At 44.9% G+C, this 11,384-nt stretch carries 13 protein-coding genes and 1 pseudogene; 5 read left to right on the forward strand and 9 right to left on the reverse strand.

All coding sequences use genetic code 11. From position 1 onward, the window contains the following. Window positions 1–147 precede the first annotated feature (147 nt). The 3 genes and pseudogenes from MKX51_RS30880 to MKX51_RS30890 form a co-directional block, all read right to left on the reverse strand. Window positions 148–1,647 (reverse strand): aldehyde dehydrogenase family protein, encoded by a 1,500-nt coding sequence (locus MKX51_RS30880; protein WP_340995766.1) that lies wholly within the window; start codon window positions 1,645–1,647, stop codon window positions 148–150. Beyond that, window positions 1,627–2,709 (reverse strand): annotated as a pseudogene (locus tag MKX51_RS30885) (5-methyltetrahydropteroyltriglutamate--homocysteine S-methyltransferase); the annotation flags it as partial. The gene MKX51_RS30880 and the pseudogene MKX51_RS30885, both read right to left, overlap by 21 nt. A gap of 104 nt (window positions 2,710–2,813) precedes the next feature. Then, a complete protein-coding gene (locus MKX51_RS30890) occupies window positions 2,814–4,028 on the reverse strand; it encodes a TerD family protein (RefSeq protein WP_340995066.1) in 1,215 nt (404 codons plus the stop codon). A gap of 569 nt (window positions 4,029–4,597) precedes the next feature. Here MKX51_RS30890 and MKX51_RS30895 point away from each other — a divergent pair. Both MKX51_RS30895 and MKX51_RS30900 read left to right on the forward strand, forming a co-directional pair. Next, a complete protein-coding gene (locus tag MKX51_RS30895) occupies window positions 4,598–4,879 on the forward strand; it encodes an ArsR/SmtB family transcription factor (protein WP_340995068.1) in 282 nt (93 codons plus the stop codon). 86 nt (window positions 4,880–4,965) lie between these two features. After that, window positions 4,966–6,138, forward strand: a complete 1,173-nt coding sequence (locus tag MKX51_RS30900) for an MFS transporter (RefSeq protein ID WP_340995069.1) — start codon at window positions 4,966–4,968, stop codon at window positions 6,136–6,138. Between the two features lie 156 nt (window positions 6,139–6,294). Here MKX51_RS30900 and MKX51_RS30905 read toward each other — a convergent pair whose 3' ends face one another. Both MKX51_RS30905 and MKX51_RS30910 read right to left on the reverse strand, forming a co-directional pair. Next, a complete protein-coding gene (locus MKX51_RS30905) occupies window positions 6,295–6,546 on the reverse strand; it encodes an NUDIX hydrolase (RefSeq protein ID WP_340945970.1) in 252 nt (83 codons plus the stop codon). Window positions 6,547–6,614: 68 nt separating this feature from the next. Beyond that, the gene (locus MKX51_RS30910) at window positions 6,615–6,974 is read right to left on the reverse strand and encodes a MerR family DNA-binding transcriptional regulator (RefSeq protein WP_340995071.1); all 360 of its coding nucleotides are present in this window, start codon (window positions 6,972–6,974) and stop codon (window positions 6,615–6,617) included. A gap of 132 nt (window positions 6,975–7,106) precedes the next feature. On the opposite strand from MKX51_RS30910, the gene MKX51_RS30915 reads away from it, so the two are divergent. Continuing rightward, entirely contained in the window at window positions 7,107–7,745 is a 639-nt protein-coding gene (locus MKX51_RS30915; RefSeq protein WP_340995072.1) for a nitroreductase family protein, read from the forward strand. A 16-nt stretch (window positions 7,746–7,761) separates the two neighbouring features. Here MKX51_RS30915 and MKX51_RS30920 read toward each other — a convergent pair whose 3' ends face one another. Continuing rightward, window positions 7,762–8,097 carry a winged helix-turn-helix transcriptional regulator gene (locus MKX51_RS30920; RefSeq protein ID WP_076085712.1) on the reverse strand — a complete coding sequence of 112 codons (336 nt, stop codon included), beginning with the start codon at window positions 8,095–8,097 and terminating at the stop codon, window positions 7,762–7,764. A gap of 105 nt (window positions 8,098–8,202) precedes the next feature. Between MKX51_RS30920 and MKX51_RS30925 the strand changes: the two genes are divergently transcribed. Continuing rightward, window positions 8,203–8,586, forward strand: coding sequence for a RidA family protein (locus MKX51_RS30925; RefSeq protein WP_340995073.1), 384 nt, complete (start codon window positions 8,203–8,205; stop codon window positions 8,584–8,586). Between the two features lie 47 nt (window positions 8,587–8,633). Here the strand turns inward: MKX51_RS30925 and MKX51_RS30930 are convergent, their stop codons facing one another. From MKX51_RS30930 to MKX51_RS30940, 3 genes are all read right to left on the reverse strand, one after another. Beyond that, window positions 8,634–8,960, reverse strand: coding sequence for a hypothetical protein (locus MKX51_RS30930; protein WP_340995074.1), 327 nt, complete (start codon window positions 8,958–8,960; stop codon window positions 8,634–8,636). 92 nt (window positions 8,961–9,052) lie between these two features. Next, entirely contained in the window at window positions 9,053–9,493 is a 441-nt protein-coding gene (locus MKX51_RS30935) for a hypothetical protein (RefSeq protein WP_340995076.1), read from the reverse strand. A 63-nt stretch (window positions 9,494–9,556) separates the two neighbouring features. Continuing rightward, window positions 9,557–10,354, reverse strand: a complete 798-nt coding sequence (locus tag MKX51_RS30940) for an APH(3') family aminoglycoside O-phosphotransferase (RefSeq protein WP_340945929.1) — start codon at window positions 10,352–10,354, stop codon at window positions 9,557–9,559. Window positions 10,355–10,484: 130 nt separating this feature from the next. Between MKX51_RS30940 and MKX51_RS30945 the strand changes: the two genes are divergently transcribed. After that, window positions 10,485–11,333 carry an AraC family transcriptional regulator gene (locus tag MKX51_RS30945; protein ID WP_340995078.1) on the forward strand — a complete coding sequence of 283 codons (849 nt, stop codon included), beginning with the start codon at window positions 10,485–10,487 and terminating at the stop codon, window positions 11,331–11,333. Window positions 11,334–11,384: the final 51 nt, after the last annotated feature.

The raw sequence follows: 11,384 nt of genomic DNA on the forward strand, positions 1-11,384 counted from the left end.
TTAATGATATCATGTTTCTCCAAAAAGTTCGTAATGCTGCTCTACCGGGTAACTCACTCTAGTTGCCAACGCAAAAAACACCTCCAAGGATCTCTCTATCTTACGACAGAGTTCATTCTCTTGAAGGTGTTTACATTTTTTTCTTTTCTACTCCGGGATATAAGGAAGATCCAGTGTCTTCGGAACGTTGATCACATGCTGCTCTGTATACGTGCGGATGCCCTCTGCGCCGTATTCACGGCCGATACCGGACTGCTTGAAGCCACCAAAAGGGAACCGGACATCGAGCCCCTGCACAGCAGCCGTGTTGATCATGGTCGTTCCCGCTTCGAGCTGACGTGCGACCAAGATGGCCTCATCTTCTTGCCCCCACACCGAGCTCGTCAATCCATAGATGCTCTCATTGTGCAGATGAATCACCTGCTCCACATCATCAAAGGGCAGAATCGGAACGGTAGGACCAAACTGCTCCTCCACCACAATCGGATCATGGTAATCGCAGTCCAGAACAAGCGTAGGCTGCAGGTAATAACCTTGTTCAAACCGCTCCTGATCCAGAATTTGGCCGAGAGGAATGATCTTAGCCCCGCGCCTCTGCGCATCTTCAATCAGACCCTGCACATAATTCTTCTGCTTCAGGTTATTCACCGGACCTACTGTCGTATTGGCGTCAAAGGGATCACCAATGCGAATCCAGCGGTTGGCCGCCTCGATATATTTCTCAACAAAAGCATCATAGATAGAACGGTGTACATAGACACGCTTGGCAATCATACAAATCTGGCCTGTCGTCAGGAAGTTAGAGATAACAATCCGGCGCATGGCCCGCTCATCTTGAACATCAAAGCTATCCAGGAAGATCGCCGCATCATTACCGCCCAGCTCCAGCGTCATATCCTTGATCGTATCTGCAGCTGCTTTGATAATATGCTTGGCCGTTGCAGTCCCGCCTGTGAAGGCGATTTTGGCGACAAGCGGATTGCTGGTCAGTTCAACGCCTACATCCGCATCCCCATGAACGACATTGATGACACCCGCCGGGAACTCACCCGCGATCAGCTCTGCCACCTTCGCCGCCGCCAGCGGTGCAAATGGACTCGGTTTGAGCACAATCGTATTACCCGCAAGTAAGGCAGGCGCAATTTTAATCGTAGATAACGCAATCGGATAGTTCCATGGACTGATCGCTGCCACCACACCCATTGGATCATAGGACAGGATGGTTGTACCATGGTCATGCTCCTGGACCTCTTCCTGTAGAACGGATGCAGCTTCATTACAAGCGAACTCCATCCACATTAACGAGACATAAATCTCACCATGGGCATCATAGAGGGGCTTGCCATGCTCTCTGGACAGCAGATGGACAATTTCATTCTCCGCTGCTCTAATCTTCTCTATTGCCTTACGCATCCGGGTAATACGTTCATCAATCGAGGTCTTCTTCCATATTTTAAAAGCTTCTGCTGCCGCTTCAATCGCCTCAACCGCTTGTTCCTTCGTAGTGACAGGGAAATAACCTACGATTTCAGCCGGATTGGCCGGATTCTCTTTGGCTGACTGCGAACGGGAGGGTACATGGTGACCATTAATGAAGGCCTCCACAATAACGGTCTCTTGGTCTGCCTTCCATACTTCTTCGGCAATTTCCTTCACATAACGAAGCTTACGCCACTGTTGTTCTTCCGTTAGAATATTGCCTTCCTCTGTAGAGGAGAATCCGCATTGCGGGCTCAAGCACAGCTGCTCAAGGGGCACATAGGTTGCTGCTTCGGCAATCCGGGCTTTAATCTGTTCCTTATCTTCCAACTCGCCAGTTTTGGATGTGAGCAGACCCAGCACGATTTTCAAATCCGGCCGGTTCACATATTTCAGTGGCTCGAAGCTGCCTGAACGCTCATCGTCAAATTCCAGGAATAAGCCATCTACATTCAAGCCTCCAAATATGACCTCAGAAGCGTAATCATAACCGCCGCTTGAGAAGTAGTTGGATTTATAGTTCCCCCGGCAAATGTGCATCGTCACAACTAAGTCTGCCGGTTTATGAGCCAAGGTTTCGTTAATCATGCGCTGCATGATCTTGAGCTCTTCCGCCGGTTCCAGACCCTTTGCCCGCAGCTTATCGTGACCCGCTGCTGAGAAAAGGTCTGCCCATGCTGTATCATCCAGTTGCAGGTACCGGCATCCGGCATCATAGAACGCTTGAATGGCTTTTTGGTACGCCACAATCGTATCTTGAAGGAATTGCTCCCGGTCGTTATAACTATTGGCCCCAGGCTCCAGCCGATAGATCAGCATGTTGGGGCTTGGAATGGTTTGCTTCGCTACGGCGTCACCTGCATGCTTCAGCAAAAACTCAAAATGCTCCACAAAGGGATGGCTCGAGAAATCCACCTTACCCACCACACGAATGCCACCCTTACGGGTCTGCATATTATGGAACTTGGGCCCGTCGATCTCCTCATACAGCTCTACGCCGTCTAGGCCGCCCAGAAAGTCAAAATGCCACCAGCTTCTGCGGAATTCCCCATCCGTCACTGCGAATACGCCATTCTCCTTCTGCTGCTCAATAATCCGGATAATCTCTTGATCTTCCACCGCTTTTAAGGCTTCATATGTGATGTTGCCTGCTTTATATTGTTCACGCGCCTGGCTTAAGTTCGCCGGACGCAGGAAGCTGCCTACATGATCATTGCGAAAGGGTATCATCGCTACATCTCCTTACAACTTTTTAGTGTACTGAGTATAGCATGAGGGCAAAGAATGCAGGTTATATGTAAAAAGCATGATTGGTCATAGCTTTTCTCGATAACCTATTTATAATCATTTAAAGGTCCTTGATCCATTATCACTTCTACCATATTGGAGTCCCCTACCTTAAGAATCGGCCTATACTCTGAATTTGGTCTACTGTAAAGCTCTAGCGGACTAATAATTACGCCATTTGGCGTATTATGAAGTATCCCGGGTACACAGGTATAGATCGTATCATTATTATTTGCATTCTTGGCGGAAATCGTAACTGAGGTTCCATTATGATTATCTATACTCATGGACACCTTATATCTGTAAAATGAACCGGTTCCATTGGATTGCGCTGAATAAACTACAGGAACAACCGCAAGAACATCATCTCTTAGTCTTAACTTTATGACCTCTGTCTTCTTTGATTTTTTACCTCTCCCCACATCGCCCATATGCTCAACTGTCCCTTTACCATAATTTTTGAGGGGAGGTGTTCCCGTTGCACCAAACATAGCTACATCAATCTGCTTTCCATCCTTTGTATAGACTAAAGCATAAATGTCATAATCCGTTCCAGTCTCCCAAGATACCGTAGCCGTAATTTCTGGTGTTTTCTCAATGATAACCGGCTTCTGCCCTTTATCGAGATTGATCTTACCCTTTACCTTCTCAAGGTTGATGGACATAGCCGGCTCAGGTTCCTTTGATACAGGCTCTTGAATAATCTTAGGTTCAGAATGCTCAATGGGCTCATCAGCCTCAGCTTCAACCTCAACACCATAGTTTTTGCATAACCCTTCAAGCCCGGAATCAAATCCGCGCCAGATTGATTTTACCTTGGTCTGACCGTTCCTTAGATATAATTCAAGCACTACAATTCCATTCTCGTTCGTGAAGCTGGATGGTGATAATTGAATAACCGTATTCTGTATACATATCTCTGCTGCCAGATTCTTCACATTCGCAAATCCCGTGCTGTTATCCTCTGTCAGAGTTACAGCTATTTTGGTTATACCTTCAGGGGCCTTATCCATGTCGAAATTAAGCTTATGAACTTTGGTATTACCCACTTGCTCGGATGGTTGAAGCGTGGCTACACCCGTGGAACTTGTGGGCTGATTATAGAAGATGATTCCGCTATCTCCTTGTACCTTATCCGAATCCGTTAAGAGGAAGGCTGTTAAAGAAACGTCTACCAGAGTAGAGATTTCGTGGCTAATCGTAATGCTACCTTTTGCGGCACTTAAAGTTGTATTTGCTCCCATTTGCAGAAATTGATTCACTCTAACCACTCCAATCCATTTAATGGCTCGTGCTGTCTCAATTATATTAACACAGGGAGGAAATACTTGGGATATAAAACTATAAAGGGCTCCGTTATGTTAACCGGCACGTTATAGTACTCCTCTAATCGCGCTCTACAATAGTAATGGTGAGGAGATCGATATATATGGCGGACATCAATTTGTCAGGGTACAGGCGCTTGGCAAATTTGATGATGAAGACCGCGATAATTTTTACTCCTTGTTGGAAAGTGATGGTGTGGGATGAATCTCCACCACAATGGTGTGGATATGGTTCATATCCGTAAGTTTCTGCAGTTTCCGTATGCAGGGAAGCTCCCGTTTGTAGAAAAAACCAGGTTCGTATGCCTGAGGGTTCTCTGTATAGGATACGATGACGGCGACCGATTAGTTATTTTGTATTATCCCAATAAGAACATTTGTTATTTTGTGGAGGATTTAAGATAAATGCACCCGGCTACATTTTCACTTTACATCGCAGCATTTAGGTGGTAATATCATTTCTATAATTCCACAAATATAGAAATGGTGGTGGAAAGGAGATTTTAATGGCTGATGTCGATCATGATCTGGTGCAAGCTGTCAAAGTATACAAGGCTCTAGGTGAGCCTACACGGCTAAAAATAGCCTTAATGCTAATTAAGCAAGAGAATCAATGCGTTACCGCGATCAGTGAACAGCTTGGACATGTAGCCGGTTCAACGTTATCCCATCATCTCAAGCAACTGACGGAATCGGGTTTAATCCAGGCGCAAAAGAACGGTTCATTTATTCACTACAGCGTTGATCAAGAAGTGGCAAAGAAGTTTGCGCCATATTTACTGGCGTAAATTTTTTTAAATAACATTTCTATATTTTTAGAATTATAGAATAATAGCAAGGAACTAGCTCAAGAATCTGAAAGGGGAACAATCAAATGATTAAATCTTGGAAAGTTTATATTTTAGCGATTATCAGTTTTTTAGTGGGAACCTCGGAATTTGTAATCGCCGGGATATTGGATCTGGTGTCTAAAGATGTAGGCGTAACTATTGCTGCGGCCGGCCAACTCATTTCGGTTTACTCCATATCTTACGCAGTGGGTACTCCGATTCTCATTGCGGCTACCTCCAAACTAAGCCGGAGAACACTTATGCTGGCTGCTTTGGCGCTGTTTTTTACAGGGAATCTAATTACGGTGGTCTCGACGGGCTATCCGATGCTTGTTGGTGCGAGAGTGATCTTAGCGCTTAGTACAGGTGTCTTTACCGTGGTTGCCCTAACGGTTTCTGCTCAAATTGCCGGGCCTGGAAAACAAGGCACTGCCATAGCAACCATCATGATGGGTTTTAATCTATCGCTTATTTTAGGTGTTCCTCTGGGAAGAGTCATCGCCAGCACCTACGACTGGAAAATCATTTTTTATGGAATCGGCGCTCTTAGTTTTATCGCCATGCTGGTCATTTTAATGGCATTGCCCAAGTCGCAGGGAGAAGCAAAGGTACCTCTCAAAGAACAACTCGCCCTGTTGAAAAGACCGCAGCTATTACTAACCTTGTCGATTAGCTTCTTTTGGATGGTCGGTTATACGATCGTTTACACGTTTATTACACCATTTCTGTTGGACATTACGGGCATGAGCAATGGGATGGTGAGCATCGCGCTATTTTCATTCGGCATAGCAAGCTTGCTGGGCGCCCAGGCTGGAGGATTTGGTGCAGATAAATTAGGTATTCCGCGTACGCTGAATGGAAGCTTGATTATCCACGCGGGTATTCTGATCCTTATGACCCTCTTTGCCCATACGTCTATCGCTGTCTTTCCCCTGCTGCTGTTATGGTCGTTTTTCGCTTGGTCTACGGGTCCCATTCAACAAGTCTATATGATTAGCCTGGCACCAAGCGCAGCGGGCATTCTTCTGAGCTTGAATACCTCCTTCATCCAGTTGGGGATTGCTGCCGGAGCTGCCATTGGCGGTCTTGTGGTGGAGAGTCTTTCCTTACAGTCCATCGGCGTGGCTGGCGCAATGGGTGTTGCCATCGCACTCCTCCCGGCTATATTATCGTTCTCGATGCGAAGTCAGTCTTCGGACGGCCTACCGACGGAATAATCTACGGCTGAAATGGAAAAATATCTGTATAGATTTCATTCCGATCTCCGGTCAAAATTCACTCTTAAGCGCCTCAAACCTTTCTTTGTAGCTTGACGCTACATTCGGACGTTGTTGTGGTGGCGTACTCTATGAAATTTACAGAGCCGTTAAAGTTCAAATAAGCTTCATACCGTAAGCGGATGGGGGGCAGGGTAATGAAATCCAGAACGTTCTCCTTGGCCACCCATCGTCTATTCCGCTTTCCTCTTTGATTTCACGTATCACGCCATCGATAAGGTTCTCTCCAATTTCAGTTATCCCGCCAGGATACACCCAGCCATCATCATGGGCTTTTACTAATAGGATATTTCCCTTCCCATCTTCTACAATTCCGCCTGCCGACACAATATGCGTTGGAAAAGCCATTTTACAACCTCCATTATGAAGTGATCGGATAACTACCTCTGTAGATCCTAACATGGGTAACGAAACTATTATTGAGATTCACATCCGGTCTGAAAATGCGCTCTGCCCTCTAGCAAATCACCTAAAAACTTTTGGGATGCATTCAACTTGGCTTCTAACTCCTGGATTTCTTTGATTTTCTCTTTTACCAATGCTTCCTTCTTAATATACGAGCTCTCATTGATAAGTAAAACTAAGTCCTGGATGGTTAAACCCAAAGTGAGCAGCATTCTACAATCCTGCAAATAGGTGACCACTCCTTCATCGTATACGCGGTAATTATTCTCATCCCTTGATATGAACTGCTCAGGGATCAACTGTTTGCGTTCATAGAATCGCAAGGTGGATATGGGTAAATTCGTCAGCCTGGAGACTTCATTTGCTTTCATACTCTGCTCCTTCTAAATAAATCATTAATTTATATTTGCTATAAACCAAGGTTCATAGTTCAAAATAAAAATATGATAACCCGGGACAGCGATACTGTCAAAATAATGGGTTACATCAGAAGGAGTGCATTTATGCTGGAATCTATTCAAAATAATGATTTTGTCAACATTCTGACCGGCCGCCGTTCCATACGACAGTACGATGAGAGCATCAAAATTTCGGAGGAAGAAATGCACGCTATGATTCAAGAAGCAAGCTTGGCTCCCTCTTCCGCGAATATGCAACCCTGGCGCATAATCGTGGTTCATTCCCCTGAAGGGAAAGACAAGCTTCGGCCTCTAGTCCAGTTCAATACACGGCAAAATGATACCTCTGCGGCGATGCTCATCATTCTGGGAGATACGCAGAGCGATTTATATGTAGAGAAAATCTATGATACGGCTGTGGAGCAAGGAAAGATGCCCAAAGACATACGCGACAAGCAGGTCACGCAAATTCTGGGCATGTATCCGCAAATCCCTAGAGAATTAAAGATCGAAATTGCCAAAATCGATGCAAGTTTATTCGCGATGCAAATGATGCTGGTCGCCCGTGCCCATGGGTATGACACTAATCCGATGGCAGGCTTTGAACGCGATCAGATCGTTAGCGTCTTTGATCTGGACGATCACAGATATGTTCCGGTCATGATCCTATCCATCGGCAAGGCCAAAGATGAGGGTCATGAATCCGTCCGCCTGGGTAGCGAGGAAATTACCTTTTGGCGCTAATGTGAATGTATGAACATCACCGATTCTGTGCTCCCCACTCGCATAGCTGCTCCAACACAGGCAGCAGAGTCTGCCCTTTCGGTGTCAGCGAATACTCCACTTTGGGCGGAATCTGCGGATACTCCACGCGCTTCACCAGCCCGTCAGCCTCCAATTCCTTAAGCTGCGCGCTGAGAACCTTGTATGTCACCGCTCCGAGCTGTCTCTGCATCTCATTGAATCGAATCGACGGTTTGGCGGACAGCAGATACAGAATCGCCATCTTCCATTTCCCGCCGATCACCGACATCGTATAACCGAAAGGCGTGTCTTGGATCACCGTCTCCTTGCCCTTCAGATCAGAAATGCCCATGTTCACGCTATCCTTTCGGATAGTAGCCCACTTCTTTGTGCGTACTATCCCTTTATTTTTGCTCAGTCTATAATAGCTTTACTTTGAAGTAAAGGGGCTAAAGCAATGACAACCATTCGAACGTACAACCATACCCTCTGGGATCACGGGATTTCGCAGGGGTACCTTGCCGACAACACCCTGTATATCTCGGGACAGTTCTCCCATGATGCGGAGGGCAACTTCGTTGGAGCAGGCGATATTCAGGCACAGATGACACAGACGCTGAAGAATTTGGATACCGTGTTACAAGAGTTCGGAGCGACCAAGGATAATCTGGCTTACGTGGAGCTGTATCTGACGAATGCGCAGGAGCACGGGGAAACCGCGATCGGACTGTTCAAAAAGTATGTCGGAGAGCACCGACCGGCGGGGAGCATGATCGGGGTGACTTACCTGGCATTCCCGGAACAGTGGGTAGAGGTGCGGGCTGTGGCGCATGTAGGTTAAGAAAAAGAGAGAGGGTTCAATTAAACAACGCTACTGGCAGAGTAATGTCAGTAGCGTTTTAGAATTTGCGGAATCTCTCCATCAGAGTAGTAGCGGATTGCCTTACCCGTTTTTCCAGCATACTCAATCTCATTTCTTGTGCTGTTGCCAATGTAGCCATTTACATCAATCACGAAGATTTCGTCAGAAATATCAATCTTTCTAAAATGCAGATCTCCCAGTAACTCCGCTTGTTCTTCCGTGATTTCAAAACCTTCAGTTTGTTCAAAGAAGGCTACACTAATCACTATGTTTCCTTGTAGTGTAAGAAATGCATTAGCCTGTTCAAATTGCTCCTTGAATTTTGTAGAACCGCATAATGTAATTATTTTCATAAGCATATCCTTCCTGAGCCGTTTTAGATGTTTTTCAGGTAACCCGTACACTGTTCGAATTCTTGCTGAAGCTTGGTTAACCACTTGCCCAGTTACGGAAAATCCAACTCCTCATTGAGGATACGGAATATCTCCCTAACCCGCGCCGGATACCGGGCATCCAGCTCCTCCCACTGCCGCTTCGGTAAAATCAAAAATTCGTGCGTATCCGAAAAATATGAGTCCTCAAACAGCCGGATTTCGTATTTGTCCCGGATCAGCTCCTGAAAGCCGCGAATCGTGATGTAGCGGTCTTGTCCGCTAAAGGTAAGCGCAATCGAATGCAGTTGTCCATTGTAGGTAACGTCCAGTCCCTTGTCCGTTGATGTCACCTCAACCGTTTCATCTGGAAGCCGTTTACCGAACAACCTGACGATCTCCTCGTCCTCTTCTCGCCAATCTACAATGACGCTGTACGCAAAAGTAAATTGCTCAAGCTGTTGCCCATCTCCTTCGAATAGCAATGTCAGTTCGCTGTCGCTTGGCATTCTCATCCCGGTATCCTCCCTGTGCCCACTCAATTAAAATACTATATAGACAGATAATAACCTTGTTGATCAGGCCCAAACCAGATGCTCTACAACTTGGTAGAATCTTATTTTTGCATAATCAATCTCTGAAACTCCATAGGATGTAAAGAATAACTTGACCCATTGCTCGCCGAAGTTTCTGATAATGCTCTTCTCCGCTACTGCCAAATCATAATAACGGTCCGCAATCCCGCAGTTCCCCAGATCAATAAATCCACTTATAGAATCATCAGCAATGATGATGTTTGGCAGGCTGTAGTCACCATGTGTGAATACTAAATCTTCTTTGAGTCCCCGAGAATGATTGTTGACTTCAAGCAGCAACTTTTCAACACTCTCCTCACCAAATCTTCTGTGCAGCTCCGTCGAATCATACTTAATCCCTCCACTCAACTTGTACTGAATAGTGCTCATCAGCTGTTCAAATGAATGATCAAAAGGACAATCTTCAATTGAAACTTCATGAATTCTCCGAAGACCTTGTGCCAATAAAGAGATTATCTCTTCTGTATTTGAAGAATACTGCTTATCGGAAGCTTGAACGCCTGGCAATTCAAGTGTTAATAAATACTCATAATTCCCGATCATACCGAAATCAATAACCTCCGGAACAGGTAACTTATTGTATAACCACAATAACCTATGGGCTTGTCTTTCTAAGGATTCAGCATGTCCTGCTTCCTGGATTTTCAAATATTTATTTACTCCACTTTTACCCTGAATATAATAGGTCTTCGCTGTATTCACCCAAATCAATGAAGCCTCGTCATCTCCAACCAACTCAAGGAATTCAAAGGGTACTGCATCTTTTTCTCCAAAACTCATAATTTCCACCTCTATGGCTTAATCAATATCGTTTCCAAATACATAGCATATTCCTGCAAACTTAGGCAAGCATTGCAGGGTATTTCAATGATAGCTGCTGTATAGTAATTAGTGAAAGGCAGGTGAGTATATGGATTGGTTAAACAGATTTAACAAAGCAATTGATTATATAGAAAGTAACCTTGATAACGAAATTGACTATTCTTATATTGCAAAAATTGCTTGCTGCTCCGAGTTCCATTTTTCACGAATGTTCTCATCTTTAGCCAATGTTACTCTCGCTGAATATGTTCGGCGTAGAAGGCTTACTAAGGCGGCTTTTGAAGTACAGAAACATAGTGCAAAGATTACTGATATTTCTATGAAATACGGATATAGTTCCCCTGATGCATTTACGAGAGCCTTTCGCCAACTGCATGGCGTTACACCTGCTTCCGTTCGTGAAAGCAATGTTCAGTTGAAAGCATATCCTCGCATGTCCTTTCAGATTACCATAAAAGGAGTCTCTGAGATGGAGTATCGAATTGAAAATATTGATTGTAGCCTCCGTTTTGCAGTTAAAAGGGAAACGGTAAAAACTGATGATGCTTTTAATACTGTTCCACAATTGTGGGCCACAGCACAAACAAATGGGTTTCTTCAAAAGCTGATAGACATGTCTTGGGAAAATCCAAAATGCCAACTTGAAGGGTTGCTTGGTATCTTTGGTAAAGATGCAGCAATTAAAGAGGATACCTTTGATTTACTTATGGGGTGTAGATATGACGGAAATATACCGAACGATATGGAAGAACTAACTCTTCCTCCCTCTGTATATGTAGTTTTCCCTAACGATAACGTCAATGCTTGGCAGCGCTTATATACTGAATGGCTTCCTACATCTGGATACGAGCTTGCAAATCTTCCTTGTATAGAGAATTATTTAACTCCAGGAGCTAAAATAGAGCAGGAATTATGGGTTCCCATCATTACCAGGTAGCGAATATTTAATATCACTTTGACCACAGGTTTTATATATCAATATAAATAA

It is taken from the genome of Paenibacillus sp. FSL M7-0420 (assembly GCF_038002345.1).
Taxonomy (GTDB): Bacteria; Bacillota; Bacilli; order Paenibacillales; family Paenibacillaceae; genus Paenibacillus_AQ.

Coding starts and splice junctions, on each gene's coding strand:
- MKX51_RS30940 (WP_340945929.1), bottom strand. CDS start 10,354: ATGAGTTTTGGAGAAAAAGATGCAGTACCCTTTGAATTCCTTGAGTTG.
- MKX51_RS30905 (WP_340945970.1), bottom strand. CDS start 6,546: ATGGCTTTTCCAACGCATATTGTGTCGGCAGGCGGAATTGTAGAAGAT.
- MKX51_RS30910 (WP_340995071.1), bottom strand. CDS start 6,974: ATGAAAGCAAATGAAGTCTCCAGGCTGACGAATTTACCCATATCCACC.
- MKX51_RS30935 (WP_340995076.1), bottom strand. CDS start 9,493: ATGAGAATGCCAAGCGACAGCGAACTGACATTGCTATTCGAAGGAGAT.
- MKX51_RS30900 (WP_340995069.1), top strand. CDS start 4,966: ATGATTAAATCTTGGAAAGTTTATATTTTAGCGATTATCAGTTTTTTA.
- MKX51_RS30925 (WP_340995073.1), top strand. CDS start 8,203: ATGACAACCATTCGAACGTACAACCATACCCTCTGGGATCACGGGATT.
- MKX51_RS30945 (WP_340995078.1), top strand. CDS start 10,485: ATGGATTGGTTAAACAGATTTAACAAAGCAATTGATTATATAGAAAGT.
- MKX51_RS30895 (WP_340995068.1), top strand. CDS start 4,598: ATGGCTGATGTCGATCATGATCTGGTGCAAGCTGTCAAAGTATACAAG.
- MKX51_RS30930 (WP_340995074.1), bottom strand. CDS start 8,960: ATGAAAATAATTACATTATGCGGTTCTACAAAATTCAAGGAGCAATTT.
- MKX51_RS30920 (WP_076085712.1), bottom strand. CDS start 8,097: ATGGGCATTTCTGATCTGAAGGGCAAGGAGACGGTGATCCAAGACACG.
- MKX51_RS30915 (WP_340995072.1), top strand. CDS start 7,107: ATGCTGGAATCTATTCAAAATAATGATTTTGTCAACATTCTGACCGGC.